Consider the following 15,766-nt stretch of genomic DNA (forward strand, 5'->3'; position numbering starts at 1 on the left):
CCGCATACCGCAGTCAAATGCAGCACAGCTTTATGTGCGCATAAAATGGCGGTTATCTGCGAATTTCAGAGGGTTGCGCGACGAGCTTAATGCTGCGGCTAATGCCGCACGACTTCCTCATCCTTGCTGCCATCCTTGTTTTTGGCGGCTTCCTTGGCTTCTTCTTCCGCCTCGTTCCATTCGATCGGCACGAGCGGTTTGGCAAGCGCAAGCTTCAGGAGTTCGTCAACCGTGGTGACGGGAATGATCTTCATCCCGCGCTTCACGTTGTCCGGGATCTCCGCAAGGTCTTTTTCGTTTTCCTTGGGGATCAAGACGGTCTTGATACCGCTGCGCAGCGCCGCCAAAAGCTTTTCCTTTAGCCCGCCGATGGGCAGCACCCTGCCCCGCAGCGTGATTTCACCGGTCATGGCCACATCCTTGCGGATCGGAATTCCGGTAAGCACGGAAACGATCGACGTTACCATCGCCACGCCGGCCGAAGGCCCGTCCTTCGGGGTTGCACCTTCCGGCACGTGCACGTGGATATCGCGCTTATCGAGCCGGTTCGGCTTGATACCGAACGCGATCGAGCGCGCCTTCACATAGCTTTCTGCCGCCTGCACGGATTCCTTCATCACGTCACCGAGCTTGCCGGTGGTGGTGATGCGGCCTTTGCCGGGCAGCGTGACGGCTTCGATCGAAAGAATATCGCCCCCGACTTCCGTCCAGGCGAGGCCGGTGGTCACACCGACCAGATCTTCGCTTTCGATCTCGCCATACTGGAAGCGCTTCACCCCGGCATATTTGCCAAGATTGCGCCGCGTGATGTTCAGCGATTTCAGGTCCTTCATCAGGATGTCCTTGACCGCCTTGCGGGCAAGGTTGGCGATTTCGCGCTCAAGGTTACGCACGCCGGCTTCGCGGGTGTAGTAGCGGATAAGATCGCGAAGCGCGTCTTCGGATATTGAGAATTCGCCCTTCTTCAGCCCGTGCTGCTCAACCTGCTTCTCGATCAGATGCTGTTTCGAGATTTCAACCTTTTCATCCTCGGTATAGCCAGAAAGGCGAATGATCTCCATGCGGTCCATCAGCGGCTGCGGCATGCGCAACGTGTTGGCCGTGCAAACGAACATCACGTCCGACAGATCGTAATCGACCTCAAGGTAATGGTCATTGAAGCTGTTGTTTTGTTCCGGGTCCAGCACCTCAAGCAGGGCCGAGGTCGGGTCACCGCGCCAATCGGAACCGAGCTTGTCGATTTCATCAAGCAGGAATAGCGGGTTCGATGACTTGGCCTTCTTCATGCCCTGAATGACCTTGCCGGGCATGGAGCCGATATAGGTACGGCGGTGGCCGCGGATTTCGGCTTCGTCGCGCACGCCGCCAAGCGACATACGCACGAAGTTACGCCCGGTTGCCTTCGCGACCGATTTACCGAGCGATGTTTTGCCGACGCCCGGAGGGCCGACGAGGCAAAGAATGGGGCCCTTCAGTTTGCTCTGGCGCTGCTGGACCGCGAGATATTCCAAAATACGTTCCTTGACCTTCTCAAGCCCGAAGTGATCGTGATCCAGGATTTTTTTGGCACCCTTGATGTCTTTCTTGACCTTGGTGCGCTTGCTCCATGGAATGGAAATGATCCAATCGAGATAGTTGCGGACAACCGTGGCCTCGGCCGACATCGGGCTCATGGAACGGAGCTTCTTGACCTCGCCTTGCGCCTTTTCGCGCGCCTCCTTGGTCAGCTTGGTTTTCTTCAGCTTTTCTTCCAGTTCGGCAAGCTCGTCGCGGCCATCTTCACCCTCGCCAAGTTCCTTCTGGATCGCCTTCATCTGCTCGTTCAAATAGTATTCGCGCTGCGTCTTTTCCATTTGGCGCTTAACGCGGTTACGGATGCGCTTCTCGACCTGCAGAACGCCGATCTCACCTTCCATAAAGCCGAAAATCTTTTCCAGCCGCTCGCCGACCGAGGGAAGCTCAAGGATCGACTGCTTGTCGGAAATTTTAAGCGTAAGGTGGGAAGCGATCGTGTCGGTCAGCTTGCCGATATCCTCGATCTGGTTGATCGAGACCAGCACTTCGGGCGGAATTTTCTTGTTGAGTTTCAAATACTGTTCAAACTGGCCGACAACGGCGCGCGCCAAAGCTTCAACCTCGGCCTCGTCGCCCATCGCCTCTTCAACCGGTTCGGCAACCGCCTGGAAGAAATCGGCATTGTCGGTGAATTTCTTGACCTGCGCGCGCTGGCCGCCTTCAACCAGAACCTTCACGGTTCCGTCCGGAAGCTTCAGGAGCTGAAGCACGGTGCCGATAGTGCCGACACGATAAAGATCATCGACCGCAGGATCGTCAAGCGAAGCATTCTTTTGCGTCAGCAGCAGAATATGCTTGTCTTCCTGCATAACATCTTCAAGCGCGCGTACGGATTTTTCACGCCCCACAAACAGCGGCACGATCATGTGCGGAAACACCACGATATCGCGCAAAGGTAAAATCGGGTACAGGACGCCGCCAGTGACGGGAGCTGCGGGAGTGGTGGGGTTGGTCATCGACTGCCTCTGATATCTGGATAGCGCGTTTTGATTGATAACTTATGAAGAAAGAGGTGGGTGTACGATGCTGTTTTTTCAAGCCCGCGTCCACCAGAACGATACCGATTATCCAAAAATACCAGCATATTGTGGCTTTTTTCACGCAAACTATCTGTGGGTAACATGCCGCATACGCAACGAACCTGCGTAAAAATCAGGCGGTCGCGCCACCGCGTTGCTTATCTGTCTTATCCGTATAGATAAACAGCGGCTTGGCCTTCCCTTCCACCACATCCTTGTTGATAACCACCTTTTCAATATTGGCGGAACCAGGAAGGTCGAACATCGGCTCAAGCAGAATGCTTTCCATGATCGTGCGCAAACCGCGCGCGCCGGTTTTGCGTTGAATTGCCTTTTCCGCAATCCCGAGCAAAGCATCTTCGGTGATATCGAGCTGGATATCTTCCATTTCGAACAAGCGTTGGAACTGCTTCACGATTGCGTTCTTCGGCTTGCTCAGAATTTCGATTAGCGCTTCGGCATCCAGATCCCGCAGCGTTGCGATCACCGGCAAGCGACCGATAAATTCGGGGATCAAACCGAACTTCAGAAGATCTTCCGGTTCGACCTCCGCCAGTAAATCGCCGGCGCGGCGTTCGTCCGGGGCACGCACATCCGCACCAAAGCCGATCGAGCTGCCCTTGCCGCGCTGCGCGATAATTTTTTCAAGCCCGGCGAAGGCACCGCCGCAAATGAACAGGATGTTCGTTGTATCGACCTGCAGGAATTCCTGCTGCGGATGCTTTCTGCCGCCTTGCGGCGGGACCGAAGCGACCGTGCCTTCCATGATTTTCAAAAGCGCCTGCTGCACGCCTTCGCCCGAAACGTCGCGGGTGATCGAAGGGTTGTCGGATTTACGGCTGATTTTATCGATTTCGTCGATATAGACGATCCCGCGCTGCGCACGCTCGACATTATAGTCGGCCGCCTGCAGCAGCTTGAGGATGATGTTCTCGACGTCTTCGCCGACATAACCCGCTTCAGTAAGTGTCGTCGCGTCCGCCATGGTGAAAGGCACATCGATAATGCGGGCCAATGTCTGGGCCAGCAAGGTTTTGCCGCAACCCGTGGGGCCGACCAGCAAGATGTTCGACTTCGCCAATTCGATATCCGGGTTCTTGGCCCCGTGTGAAAGGCGTTTGTAATGGTTGTGCACGGCAACCGAAAGCACACGCTTGGCGTATTCCTGCCCGATCACATAGTCATCAAGCACGGTCTTGATGTCTTTCGGGGTCGGAACGCCGTCGCGGGATTTAACCAGCGTCGTCTTGCTCTCTTCACGGATGATATCCATGCAGAGCTCGACGCACTCGTCGCAAATGAACACCGTCGGGCCGGCGATAAGCTTCCGCACTTCATGCTGGCTCTTGCCGCAGAAGGAGCAGTAAAGCGTATTCTTGTTATCGGTCGTACCACCCGAAGCCTTGCTCATGTGACCTTGCGCGCTCCTTCGCACCTTCTTACGGGCTGCCGGAAATCTGCGGGATGCAGTTGGCGGCCCTTTGCCTAGAATTAAAGCGTATATCGCTTTTCGTTACCCAATTATTAAGACAGCAAACCTCGCTGGTCATAGCAACAATTTTCTATCCCTAGTGCCTGCTGGCTAAATCCGGATGCGTACCAAGATGCGCGCGCTATACAGGCCTAAGGCCCTGATCGGGCGCGTTATTGCCAAGAATCACACCCGCGCCGCATAATGCGGCATGGGCGCAGAACAACAGAAATTCGTGGGCACATTCAGCGGCTTGTTGCGGGAATCTCTCCCGCCGCCTTCGGCACCGCAGAACCCCCCTGAGATTTCACTGGAACATCCGAGCATCCTGCTCTTTTCCCCACACCCGGACGACGAATCCATCAACGGCGGTCTTGCGCTGCGCCTGAAGAGAGAAACCGGCTGGCAAGTGATCAACATCGCCGTTACCCTTGGCAGCGATATAAAACGCCACGAGACGCGGCGGCGCGAACTGGAAGCGGCCTGCGGGGTGTTGCAATTCGGGCTGCGCGAACCGGTGCCCGGCGGCTTCGCCAATATTAAAATATCCGAACGCACCGCGAACCCGGAAAGCTGGCTCGCGATGACAAAAACGGTGCGCACCCTGCTGGCGGCCTATACGCCGCGCGTCGTCATTTTCCCGCATGCCGACGATCTGCACCCCGCACATACGGGAACCCACTTTCTGGTAATGGATGCGCTTGCTGCCATGCCTGGTGATTTCGATGCCCATCTGGCGCTAACCGAATTCTGGTACCCGCAGGCGGCCCCGACCCTTCTGTCGGAAATCAGCGAAGATGACGCCGCTCAGCTTTTAACGGCGCTGAGCTGCCATGCCGGGGAAATAAGCCGCAACCCGTATCATCTGCGCCTGCTGCCATGGTTTGCGGATAATGTGCGGCGCGGCGCGGAAACCGTCGGCGGCTACGGCGATACCGCGCCGGATTTCGCCTTCGGCATGTTGCACACCATCGCACGCTGGCAACATGGCAGACTTTCCACCGGCATGCAGCAGCGCGTGATTACGGCTGGCGAAAAGATTTCAGAACTGTTCGCGGACTAACGGATTAAGCGGCCTTGGCCTTTTCCTCGCCGCCCGGGCGCTTGTCCACCACCTCGTCAACCAGGCCGAATTCCTTGGCTTCGGCCGCCGACATAAACTTGTCGCGGTCCACGGCGGTTTCGATCTTCTTGATATCCTGCCCGGTGTGCTTGACATAAATTTCATTCAAGCGCGCACGCAGCTTGATGATTTCGCGTGCCTGAATTTCGATGTCCGAAGCTTGGCCCTGCGCACCGCCGGAAGGCTGGTGGATCATGATGCGGCTGTTGGGCAGCGCAAAGCGCTTGCCCTTTTCGCCCGCCGCCAGAAGCAACGAGCCCATCGAGCAAGCCTGCCCGATGCACACCGTCGAAACCGGCGATTTGATATATTGCATGGTGTCATACATCGCCATGCCGGACGTTACGACGCCGCCCGGCGAATTGACGTAAAGCGAAATTTCCTTGGAAGGATTTTCCGATTCAAGGAACAAAAGCTGGGCGCAGATCACGCTCGACATATGGTCGTCCACCGGGCCGACGAGGAAGATGATGCGCTCCTTCAGAAGGCGCGAATAGATATCGAACGAGCGTTCGCCGCGCGCCGTCTGCTCGATCACCATCGGGATCAAGGTGGCGTATGTTTCAAGCGGATCGCGTTCAAACTGTGGCATGGTCAAGGCTCCTGTTGCGGTTCTGATTCACCACTCTAGCGGTTTTTTTACTTCTTGCCAGCCTTTGCAGCGGGCCGCTTGGTTTTCTTGGCCTTGTCGGCACTGTCGGTCTTTTCGGGCGCTTCCATCAGTTCCTTGCCCGTAACCTTGCGGTCGGTGATGTTGGCGAGCGCGAAGATGTAATCGACCACCTTCTCTTCGAGCACAGGCGCCTGCAAACGATCGAGCGCGCCCGGGGTCTGGGTATAGAAGTCAAAGACTTCCTTTTCCTTGCCCGGATGACTGCGCGCCTCGTTCAAAAGCGCTTCGCGCATTTCCTGTTCGTTGACCTTCAAATTGTTCTGCTTCCCGACTTCGGCAAGCAACAGCCCAAGCCGGACGCGCCGTTCCGCGATATCGCGGTAATCGTCCTTCAGCTCGTCGTCGCTCTTGCCCTTGTCTTCGGCCGCCATCGGACCGCCGCGCTTGCGTTCCATTTCCACACGGCGCCAGATGCTAGCGAATTCAGCCTCGATCATGCCCTGCGGCACTTCGAAATCGTGCTGATCGGCCAACTGGTCCATCAGGTCGCGCTTCATCAATGTGCGCGCGATCTGCTGGTAATCCTTGCCAATCTGTTCCTTCACGCGCTCGCGCATGTCGGCCGCATTTTCGGCGCCCAGCTCCTTGGCCAGCTCGTCGTCGATTGCAATGGCGCCAAATTCCATCAGGTCTTTCACGGTTACCTGAAAGACGGCTTTTTTCCCCGCAAGATCGGCGGCGTGATAATCGTCGGGAAAGCCGACCTTCACTTCCTTCTTGTCGCCCTTCCTGGAACCAACCAACTGTTCCTCGAAATTGCCGATAAAGCTCTTGGAGCCGAGCTCGAGCCGGTGGTTGGCGCTCTTCATGCCGGGATAGGCGGTGCCATCCGCTTCGCCTTCGAAATCGATGACAAGCACATCGCCCATGACGGCCTTGCGGTCATCTTTCACGAATTCGGGGCCGCGCATGGTCTTGGCAATACGCAGGATCGCATCCTCGACTTCCTTGTCTGCTACCTCGGCCGTCATGCGTTCCAGCTTGACGCCCTTGAAGTCCACCGGCTTGATTTCCGGCAGCACTTCGACCTTCATATTGTATTCGAGGTCCTTGCCGGGTTCGGACGCAACCAGTTCGATCTTGGGTTCAAGCGCGATGCGCAGGCTGCGCTCGGTGATCGCGCGCTCGGACGTATCGTTGACGGTCTTTTCAATGACTTCGCTCTTTACGCTGTCGCCATAGCGCTTCTGCAGCACCGGCAGCGGGATCTTGCCCGGGCGAAAGCCCGGCATGGACACGGTGCGGCCGATTTCTTCCAGCCGCGATGCCATGTTCTTTTCGATTTCCTGATAGCTGACGGTGACCTTAAATTCCCGCACGAGGCCTTCAGAGGAAACTTCCTTGACTTGCATGATCCGTAACCCGCTTTCTTAATCGCAAATGTTAATAGCCCCGGCATACGCTGCTGGCGCATAGCATGTTTTCTGGTGCGGGCGAAGGGACTTGAACCCCTACGGCACAGGGCCACTGGAACCTAAATCCAGCGCGTCTACCAATTCCGCCACGCCCGCAGACAGCCAAAGGCATGGCGTCCTGCGGCTTTTTACGCGCAAGCGGCAGAAAAGCCAATCTTTTTAGGATTAAGCCGATTTAGGGCGTATTAGGGGTCTTATACGCGGTTACGGTCGTTATAGCGCGCACGGAAGCTGGCCAGCGCCAAAGTACGCTGCTCCACCGACGGCGTGCTGCCACACCGCTGAACCGAAAGCTCATAACGCACATGGGGTATGCCCTGCCGGTCGCTGTGGACGCTAAGCACGCATACGCGCTCTTTTTGCGGGCCACGGCTGCTGCAATAGGTCGCGCCGACCTGAACGTTATTCTGCGGCTGTTGCTGCATTGCTTGTGTCATGCTGCACCTTCGTTTTTTTCAATTCGCCCGGCTTGTGAGGATCCGGGGCTATCGTATTGAAAAGGGGGTATTCCTCGTAAGCCAAAGATAACGCAAAATGGCTAAGCAAAGGTTTACCCGCGTGGGATGCAGCTACGATAAGATGCCTTATCCGGCCTGACAAGACCTTTTCGCATCCGGTACAGTTTTAATAATATCTTCTGCAATCATGCCTGGCTTATGGTGGCGCGCCGCAGCGCCATGCAGCCAGCATGCTGCGCAAGCCGCTGCAAAAGCAGGAACTTTCTGTGCGAGCAGGCCGACGATAATCCCGGCCAAAACATCCCCTGCGCCTGCAACGGCCAGCCATGGCGGAGCATTACTGTTAATAACTGCCATACCCGTAGGTGCGGCAATAACGGTATCTGAACCTTTTAAAAGCACGGTACACCCAGCCATACGGGCGGCTGAGCGCGCCCGCAAAAGCTTGTCCTGATCCGGGTCGATCAAACGGGCGAACAGACGCCCGAACTCCCCGTCATGCGGAGTCAGCACGCAATCTTCGTGCAAGGCCGCAAAAAGCTCCTGCGGTTTGGCGGCAAAGCTTGTCAGCGCATCGGCATCAAGCACGCAGGGCCTGCGCGTCGCCAGTGCCTGCAATACAAAATTCCGTGTCGCGGCGCCAACACCCGCGCCCGGCCCGATCAGCAAAGCGTTCTTGCGGTCATCTTCAAGCGCCAGCTTCCAGCCACCATCCGATACCATCGGTTGCACGATGACGCTTTCAAGGTTGGCCGCATAGGTAGCGGCGGCACTTTCCGGCGCCGCGATCGTCACAAGCCCTGCCCCGCTGCGCTGCGCCGCCCTTGCGGCAAGCCGTGCGGCCCCGGTCATCGGCCCCCCGAAGATCAAAACATGGCCGTGATCGTATTTGTGTTCGTCAGCCTGCGGTTCATGCAGCCATTGCTGCCACAGGCCGGGCTTATTCTCGGCCGCGCGCGGCGCAATTTCCTCGATACAGTTTTCGTCAACACCGATATCGCTGACCAGCACCTCGCCGCACAGGTCCCTGCCGGGCAAAAGCAAATGCCCCGGCTTCTTGCTGGTAAAGGTAACGGTAAGCCCCGCACGCACGGCCATGCCCATGGCCTTGCCGGTATCGCCCTGCACACCGCTCGGGATATCGATCGCGACCACGGCCTTTTTATTCTGGTTCAGCGCCATAATCAGCTCGCGGTATGGCGCGCCAACCGGCCTGTTCAGCCCGGTGCCGAAAAGCCCGTCTATGAAAAGCTGCGTGCCTGTCCAATCGATGTCTTCGGGTGCAATCGTCCGGCCATGCCAACGGGTAAAAGCGATTCCGGCATCGCCGGTAATCTTGTAGCTGCTGTCGAAGCAGGCCACGCAAACAGGCCAGCCGGATTCCCGCAATTCTTCGGCCACAATAAAACCATCGCCGCCATTATGCCCGGGACCACACAGCACAACCGTGGCGCGCGGCGAATACCGCTCCCGGATCACGTCGGCGACGGCCGTGCCGGCCCGTTGCATCAAAACGATGCCCGCAGTTCCGGATTGTATGGTGGCGTCATCGGCGCGTGCAGTTTCAGCGCATGTCATCAGCATGTATTTTGCCCAGGTCCCGGCGTTCAGTGGTTCGGCGTGAATCATCTCAAGCGAAGGTCCGTTAGTTATCAGAAAAAACAGTTAAAGCAATTCCGATTACGGACCCGCAGGGCGCGGGGCAAGATAAAACCTGAATGGGGCGACCGACGGGACTTGAACCCGCGACAACTCGGATCACAACCGAGGGCTCTACCAACTGAGCTACGGCCGCCATAATCCAGGGTGGCAAAAACAAAAAAGCCCGGGGTTTATGCCGCCGGGCCTTGATCTGGTCAAGTCTGTCATGCAATACAGACACGAATGACTAATCCTTGATATTATTTCACACGGCAAACTTGTCAAGGCCTCCAATAAGTGGAATTAATCCCCCTCGCAACGAACCCGTTGCTCTGGTAATACCCTATTTCCGTTAACCAACGCCAACAGAGGCCCCCCCTATGTCCGACTACAAAAAGGTAGCAGAACTTATCAAGGCCAATGACGCCCAGTACATAGACCTGCGCTTCACCGATCCGCGCGGCAAGATGCAGCATCTGACCATGAATGTTTGCATGCTCAAGAGCAAAGGTGATTTTGAAGACGGCGTCATGTTTGACGGCTCCTCGATCGCCGGCTGGAAGGCCATCAATGAATCCGATATGACCTTGATGCCCGATCTGGAAAGTGCGGTGGTTGACCCGTTCTTCGCCCAGCCGACTGTCGCTATTTTCTGCGACGTGCTTGAACCTGCAACCGGTAAGCCCTATGTGCGCTGCCCGCGCTCGATCGCCAAGAAGGCGGAAGCCTATCTGAAATCTTCGGGCATCGGCGACACCGCCTATTTCGGCCCCGAAGCGGAATTCTTCGTGTTCGACGATGTGCGCTTCGCCGTGACGCCGAACCACACCTTCTACAAGCTGGATTCCAACGAAGGCCCCTACACCAGCGGCAAGGAATATCCGGAAGGCAACCTCGCCCACCGTCCGCGCGTGAAGGGCGGCTATTTCCCGGTTCCCCCGGTCGATAGCGCACAGGATATGCGCACAGAGATGCTCGAAGCCATCAAGGCAATGGGCGTCGAGATCGAAAAGCACCACCATGAAGTGGCCGCTTCGCAGCACGAGCTGGGCATCAAGTTCAGCACCGTCACCAAGTGCGGCGACAACATGCAGATCTACAAGTACTGCATCCAGCAGGTTGCCGCCGCTTTCGGCAAAACCGCGACCTTCATGCCGAAGCCGGTGTTTGGCGATAACGGCTCGGGCATGCACGTACATCAATCGATCTGGAAGAAGGGCAAGCCCGCCTTCGCAGGTTCGGGCTATGCCGGCCTGTCCGATACCGCCCTGTACTACATCGGCGGCATCATCAAGCACGCCAAGGCGATCAACGCGATCACCAACCCGACGACCAACAGCTACAAGCGCCTGGTCCCCGGCTATGAAGCGCCCGTGCTTCTGGCCTATTCGTCGCGCAACCGCTCGGCCAGCTGCCGCATCCCGCATGTGAGCAGCCCGAACGGCAAGCGCATGGAAGCCCGCTTCCCCGATCCGCTCGCCAACCCCTATCTGGCCTACGCGGCCATGCTGATGGCGGGTATCGACGGGATCAAAAAGAAGATCCACCCTGGCAAGCCGATCGACGAAAACCTATATGAACTGCCGCCGGACAAGCTGGCGAAGGTTCCGACGGTTGCCGGTTCGCTCAAGGAAGCCATTGATGCGCTCGAAAACGACCACGACTTCCTGACGGCAGGCAAGGTCTTCAGCGAGGACATGATCGAATCCTACCTCCTTCTCAAGAAGGAAGAATGGGATCGCTTCCGCATGACCCCGCACCCGGTTGAATATGATATGTACTATTCGTCGTAATTCCGGCGGGTTAGAAGGGTAACGCCTTCTTAACCACCCCTTGAATAGAATGGCAGCTATGGTTCGCATAGCTGCCATTTTTTTCATGCTCTCGCTGCTGCTTGCCGCTGGCGCGCTGACCGAAGCGCACGCCGCAAGCACGGCCGATGTGCGCTATGTCGCGATCGAGAATAACTGCACGCCAAAAAAGATCGAGGTATTCAACCAGAAGGTCGGTGACAATGCCGAGGTTACGTACCGGGTTGAATGCAATTTGCCCAAGGCGCGCGACGAAACCAGCAAAACCGCAAGCGCGATCCACATCCGCTGCCGCTACGATCTTTGTGCTTTCGTGAAACCGGAAGTGAGCGAAGGCAAGAATTAATGCTTCTTGCGCCGGAACGCCCCGGCAATGGTATCCCACGTGGAAGCCTGCCGCTCGGGGTTATGTTCCGAAAGCTGGACCTGCGGGCCTTCCTTGCCCTCGCCCGCCTTTACGCGCAGCCCCACCTGGCTAAGAATTTTGTTGAGCGAGCCGCTGCTTTCATGTGGCTTTTCCTCGGCCGTCGGCATCTCGCCGCCCGTGCGGGCAACGAACTCGACGGCATGGGTCGCAATCGCTTTCAAATGCGGCTTGGCAAGGCCCAACAGAAGGGCATGGTCCCGCACGGCCTGCGCGATCAGAAGGCGCTGCGCCTCAATGCGGTTGCCTTCCGCGGTTTCCAGCGCGGCCTTGATCTTTTCGACGACATATTCCTCGCTCATAGGCGACTCCCTGTTGCGCGGCCTAAAACAGCTTATACGGTAATCGGTAAATTGCCAAAATTCATTAATATCGCGGATTTTCTTGTTCAGGCGGCAAGTTCGGCCAATTGCGACAGCGATTTCTTGATCCCGTTCAGCCGCTCTTCGGCATCGTGCCAGGCGCGGATCAGCACAAGTTTCTGATCAGGCCGCAGCTTTGCCGCGCCGCTTTGCCGTTGCAGCCAATCGACCAGCCTTTCGGGTTTCCCGAACACATTGTTGTGGAAGGAAATGACCGCGCCTTTGGGGCCCACATCGATTTTATCGATCCCGGCCTGCTTGCAAACATGTTTGACTTTAATAACTTGCAACAAGTTCTCAACCTCATCCGGCAACTTGCCGAAACGGTCCACCAGCTCGGCCGCGAAGGCATCGATCTCCTGTTCCTCGATCAATCCGGCTAGGCGGCGATAGAGCCCAAGCCGGACGTTAAGATCCGTCACATAGGTTTCAGGGATCAGCACGGGAATCCCGAGGTTAATCTGTGGCGTCCAGCCCGTGTCAGCCTCCGGCGCGTCCACGCCGCCTTCGCGCGCAGCGGCCACCGCCTCTTCCAGCATTTGCTGATAAAGCTCCACGCCAACCTCGCGGATATGCCCGGATTGTTCCTCGCCCAGCAAATTGCCTGCTCCGCGAATATCCATATCGTGGCTCGCGAGCTGGAAGCCCGCGCCAAGTTGATCGAGCGTCTGGATAACCTCAAGCCGCTGCTGCGCCGTTTGCGTGAGTATCGCGTCGGGCGCATAGGTGAAATAGGCGTAAGCGCGCTGCTTGGCGCGGCCAACGCGCCCGCGCAGCTGGTAAAGCTGCGACAGGCCGAACATATCGGCCCGGTGGATGATCAGCGTGTTCGCGTTCGGTATATCCAGCCCGGATTCGATAATGTTGGTCGAAAGCAGAATATCGAACTTGCCCACATCGAAGGCTTCCATAATATCCTCAAGCTGCTGAGCCGGCATCCGGCCGTGCGCCACGCACATGCGCGCCTCCGGCACCAGTTCCCCAAGCTGCTTTTGCACATCCGCAAGGTCTTGTATGCGCGGGCACACATAAAAACTTTGCCCGCCGCGGAAATGTTCACGCATGATCGCTTCGCGTATCACCATCGGGTCGAAGGGCAGCACAAAGGTCCGCACCGCCAGCCTGTCAACCGGCGGCGTGGTAATCAGGCTTAGCTCCCGTACGCCCGCCAGCGCCAGTTGCAGCGTGCGCGGGATGGGCGTCGCCGTGAGCGTCAGCACATGCACGTCAGCGCGAATTTCCTTCAACCGCTCCTTCTGCTTCACACCAAAGTGTTGTTCTTCGTCGATGATAAGCAACCCAAGCCGTCGAAAACCCACTTCCTTGCCCAGAAGCGCGTGCGTGCCGATGACGATATCGACCTTGCCGTCCTTCAGTTCCTGCCTTGTGCGGTCGGCATCCTTGGCGCTAACGAAGCGCGAAAGCTGTTCGATCCTGATCGGGAAACCGGCAAAGCGCTGCGTAAAATTCTGGAAATGCTGGCGTGCCAGCAACGTGGTCGGCACCACCACCGCCACCTGCAACCCGGCCTGCGCGGCGATAAAGGCGGCACGCAGAGCTACTTCGGTCTTGCCGAAACCGACATCACCGCACACCAGCCTGTCCATCGCCTTGCCAGCCGCCAGGTCCTGCGCGACATCTTCGATCGCGCGCGCTTGATCTTCGGTTTCCGCATAAGGGAAACGGGCCGCGAATTCATGATAGATACCGCCGGTGATATCGATTTTTTCGGCGGTCTTCAGCGCCCGCTCGGCGGCGATCTTGATCAATGCGTCCGCCATATCCTTAAGCCGCTTCTTGACCCGCGCCTTGCGCTGCTGCCAGCCGACGCCCCCGAGCCGGTCGAGGTTTGCCCCGGCTTCTTCCGAACCATAGCGGGAAAGAATGTCTATATTCTCGACCGGCACGAACAGCTTGTCGCCACCGTCGTAAATCAGTTTGAGGCAATCATGCGCGGCACCGGCCACGCTTATGGCTTCAAGCCCTTCATAGCGGCCAATGCCGTGTTCGGCATGAACAACGAAATCGCCCGGGTTAAGCGCGCCAAGTTCGATCCGGAACTGATCCGAAAGTTTTTTCTTGCGCACCGCACGCACCATGCGGTCACCAAGCAGATCCTGCTCGCTGATTACCGCAAGGTCGGGTGCCACGAAACCGTGCTCAAGTCCCAGAATGATCGCGCCCGTTACGCCCGCGCCAAGCCGGCGCAACGCGTCATAGCTTTCGGCCACCGCGATGCTTTGTACGCCTCTTTCTTTTGCCATAAGTATGAGCCGTTCCCGCGCGCCTTTGCTGTAGCAGGCAAGCGCGGTGCGGCGGCCGGCATTATGGTGTTCGGCGCAATGCGTCATCAACGCGGCTGTAAGGTCGGCATTCTTCTGCGCCCTGATATCGGCAAAATCCCGCCCGCGATGCCCTTGCACATCGATCACACCGGTTTTTTCCTCGGTCGCCGCAAAGGGCGAAAGCTGGCCCGCCGCACGCGGCGCCACTGCTTCATCGATCTGCGCCAGCGAAAGATACATCGAAGCAGGCGGAACCGGTTTATAGACGCCGCCCTGCCCGCGCTTGCCCTTGCGCGCAGCCTGCAAAAGGCTCGTACGCGCCTGGTAAAAATCTTCCGCCTGCGCCATGCGGGCTGCCAGCGCCTGGTCAGCCTGCCAATCCAGCATCACGGGCGCTTCCGGTGCGTAATCGAACAGGCTGGAAAGCGAAGGATAGAAAAGCGGAAGCCAATGCTCCATGCCTGGAAATTTGCGGCGCTCCGTCACCGCTTCGTACAGCGGGTCATCGTCATTGATGGCGCCGAACAGCGCACGGTAGCCGCTGCGGAAGCGATGCACGGACTGGTCGTTTAGCTGCACTTCCGCCATGGGCTGGAGCGCAAACCCATCAATCTTCGCTTCCGTAATTTGCGTCATGGGGTCGAAAGTGCGGATCGCCTCGATCTCGTCGCCGAACAGATCAATGCGCATCGCCTGTTCCGTGCCCGGCGGAAATAAATCAATGATATCGCCGCGCACCGCGAATTCACCCGGCTCGCGCACCGTATCGCTGCGGTTGTAGCCGTTGGCTGCCAGATAGGCCAAAAGACCGGCCTGCTCAAGCCGCCCGCCGGTATGGATATCAAGCCGCGCTTCGCGGGCAAATTCCGGGCCGGGTATTTTCTGCATCACCGCATTGACGGTGGTGAGAATAATGTGCGGCTTATCAATGCCGCCCGCAAGCGCGCCAAGCGTGGCTATGCGCTGCGCAACGATGGAAGCGTTCGGGGATATTCTGTCATAAGGCAGGCAATCCCAGGCCGGGAACGGCAGCACCGCAAGATCGGGCGCGAAGAAACCGACAAGATCCGCGAGCGCGGCCGCGCGTATGTCATCGATCGCGATATGCAAAAGCCCGCGTCCGCGCGCCTTCTGTGCCAGCTCGGCCAGCACGCGCGCATCGTGACCAGCAGGGCAGCCGGCCAGCAGCGTCCGCCCTGACGCGGCGATATCGAAGCCGTACGCGAACATCAGGCCGCCACCTTGTGGCCGAGCAATAGCTTCATCACCGTGCCGTTCTTTTCAGGCGGCGCGCTTTCGCGCCCGGCATACCAGTTGTAAAGATCCGGGTCGCTTTCCAGTAAAAGTTCTTCATATTCATCGAGCTGCCGTTCCGACAGCGTATGAATATGCAAATCGGCGAAGGTGCCGAGAATCAGGTCCATTTCCTTTGTGCCCCGGTGCCAGCTGCGGAAACGCAAGCGTTCACGGCGTTCTTTCAGATCACTTGCCATAGCCTACCTAATAGTG

12 protein-coding genes and 2 tRNA genes are annotated in these 15,766 nt (G+C 57.7%); 3 read left to right on the plus strand and 11 right to left on the minus strand.

Annotated elements, in window-relative coordinates; genetic code table 11:
• Positions 1 to 98 precede the first annotated feature (98 nt).
• Together GC131_02010 and clpX are read right to left on the minus strand one after the other, a co-directional pair.
• Entirely contained in the window at positions 99 to 2,531 is a 2,433-nt protein-coding gene (locus GC131_02010; GenBank protein ID MBI1272845.1) for an endopeptidase La, read from the minus strand.
• A 196-nt stretch (positions 2,532 to 2,727) separates the two neighbouring features.
• Positions 2,728 to 4,005, minus strand: a complete 1,278-nt coding sequence (clpX, locus tag GC131_02015; protein MBI1272846.1) for an ATP-dependent Clp protease ATP-binding subunit ClpX — start codon at positions 4,003 to 4,005, stop codon at positions 2,728 to 2,730.
• A 271-nt stretch (positions 4,006 to 4,276) separates the two neighbouring features.
• Here clpX and GC131_02020 point away from each other — a divergent pair, with 271 nt between their 5' ends.
• A complete protein-coding gene (locus GC131_02020; GenBank protein MBI1272847.1) occupies positions 4,277 to 5,128 on the plus strand; it encodes a PIG-L family deacetylase in 852 nt (283 codons plus the stop codon).
• 4 nt (positions 5,129 to 5,132) lie between these two features.
• Here the strand turns inward: GC131_02020 and clpP are convergent, their stop codons facing one another.
• From clpP to GC131_02050, 6 genes are all read right to left on the minus strand, one after another.
• Positions 5,133 to 5,780, minus strand: coding sequence for an ATP-dependent Clp endopeptidase proteolytic subunit ClpP (gene clpP / locus GC131_02025; GenBank protein MBI1272848.1), 648 nt, complete (start codon positions 5,778 to 5,780; stop codon positions 5,133 to 5,135).
• A 47-nt stretch (positions 5,781 to 5,827) separates the two neighbouring features.
• Entirely contained in the window at positions 5,828 to 7,213 is a 1,386-nt protein-coding gene (locus GC131_02030; protein MBI1272849.1) for a trigger factor, read from the minus strand.
• 73 nt (positions 7,214 to 7,286) lie between these two features.
• Positions 7,287 to 7,372: transfer RNA gene (locus GC131_02035), tRNA-Leu, on the minus strand.
• Between the two features lie 98 nt (positions 7,373 to 7,470).
• Positions 7,471 to 7,713, minus strand: coding sequence for a hypothetical protein (locus tag GC131_02040; protein ID MBI1272850.1), 243 nt, complete (start codon positions 7,711 to 7,713; stop codon positions 7,471 to 7,473).
• Between the two features lie 147 nt (positions 7,714 to 7,860).
• On the minus strand, positions 7,861 to 9,318 hold the full coding sequence (locus GC131_02045; protein ID MBI1272851.1) for an NAD(P)H-hydrate dehydratase: 1,458 nt from the start codon (positions 9,316 to 9,318) through the stop codon (positions 7,861 to 7,863).
• 135 nt (positions 9,319 to 9,453) lie between these two features.
• Positions 9,454 to 9,529, minus strand: a tRNA-His gene (locus GC131_02050).
• A gap of 226 nt (positions 9,530 to 9,755) precedes the next feature.
• On the opposite strand from GC131_02050, the gene glnA reads away from it, so the two are divergent.
• Together glnA and GC131_02060 are read left to right on the plus strand one after the other, a co-directional pair.
• On the plus strand, positions 9,756 to 11,168 hold the full coding sequence (gene glnA, locus GC131_02055; protein MBI1272852.1) for a type I glutamate--ammonia ligase: 1,413 nt from the start codon (positions 9,756 to 9,758) through the stop codon (positions 11,166 to 11,168).
• A gap of 58 nt (positions 11,169 to 11,226) precedes the next feature.
• Positions 11,227 to 11,532 carry a hypothetical protein gene (locus GC131_02060; GenBank protein MBI1272853.1) on the plus strand — a complete coding sequence of 102 codons (306 nt, stop codon included), beginning with the start codon at positions 11,227 to 11,229 and terminating at the stop codon, positions 11,530 to 11,532.
• On the opposite strand, the gene GC131_02065 is transcribed toward GC131_02060, so the two are convergent.
• The 3 genes from GC131_02065 to GC131_02075 form a co-directional block, all read right to left on the minus strand.
• The gene (locus GC131_02065) at positions 11,529 to 11,912 is read right to left on the minus strand and encodes a hypothetical protein (protein ID MBI1272854.1); all 384 of its coding nucleotides are present in this window, start codon (positions 11,910 to 11,912) and stop codon (positions 11,529 to 11,531) included. The two genes, GC131_02060 and GC131_02065, sit on opposite strands and share 4 nt — an antisense overlap.
• 86 nt (positions 11,913 to 11,998) lie before the next feature.
• Entirely contained in the window at positions 11,999 to 15,487 is a 3,489-nt protein-coding gene (gene mfd, locus GC131_02070) for a transcription-repair coupling factor (GenBank protein ID MBI1272855.1), read from the minus strand.
• Positions 15,487 to 15,750 (minus strand): succinate dehydrogenase assembly factor 2, encoded by a 264-nt coding sequence (locus tag GC131_02075; protein MBI1272856.1) that lies wholly within the window; start codon positions 15,748 to 15,750, stop codon positions 15,487 to 15,489. The genes mfd and GC131_02075 overlap by 1 nt, the downstream gene beginning before the upstream one ends.
• Positions 15,751 to 15,766: the final 16 nt, after the last annotated feature.

It is taken from the genome of Alphaproteobacteria bacterium (genome assembly GCA_016124955.1).
Lineage (GTDB): Bacteria > Pseudomonadota > Alphaproteobacteria > UBA9219 > RFNS01 > RI-461.

Coding starts and splice junctions, on each gene's coding strand:
- GC131_02010 (MBI1272845.1), bottom strand. CDS start 2,531: ATGACCAACCCCACCACTCCCGCAGCTCCCGTCACTGGCGGCGTCCTG.
- clpX (MBI1272846.1), bottom strand. CDS start 4,005: ATGAGCAAGGCTTCGGGTGGTACGACCGATAACAAGAATACGCTTTAC.
- GC131_02020 (MBI1272847.1), top strand. CDS start 4,277: ATGGGCGCAGAACAACAGAAATTCGTGGGCACATTCAGCGGCTTGTTG.
- clpP (MBI1272848.1), bottom strand. CDS start 5,780: ATGCCACAGTTTGAACGCGATCCGCTTGAAACATACGCCACCTTGATC.
- GC131_02030 (MBI1272849.1), bottom strand. CDS start 7,213: ATGCAAGTCAAGGAAGTTTCCTCTGAAGGCCTCGTGCGGGAATTTAAG.
- GC131_02040 (MBI1272850.1), bottom strand. CDS start 7,713: ATGACACAAGCAATGCAGCAACAGCCGCAGAATAACGTTCAGGTCGGC.
- GC131_02045 (MBI1272851.1), bottom strand. CDS start 9,318: ATGCTGATGACATGCGCTGAAACTGCACGCGCCGATGACGCCACCATA.
- glnA (MBI1272852.1), top strand. CDS start 9,756: ATGTCCGACTACAAAAAGGTAGCAGAACTTATCAAGGCCAATGACGCC.
- GC131_02060 (MBI1272853.1), top strand. CDS start 11,227: ATGGTTCGCATAGCTGCCATTTTTTTCATGCTCTCGCTGCTGCTTGCC.
- GC131_02065 (MBI1272854.1), bottom strand. CDS start 11,912: ATGAGCGAGGAATATGTCGTCGAAAAGATCAAGGCCGCGCTGGAAACC.
- mfd (MBI1272855.1), bottom strand. CDS start 15,487: ATGTTCGCGTACGGCTTCGATATCGCCGCGTCAGGGCGGACGCTGCTG.
- GC131_02075 (MBI1272856.1), bottom strand. CDS start 15,750: ATGGCAAGTGATCTGAAAGAACGCCGTGAACGCTTGCGTTTCCGCAGC.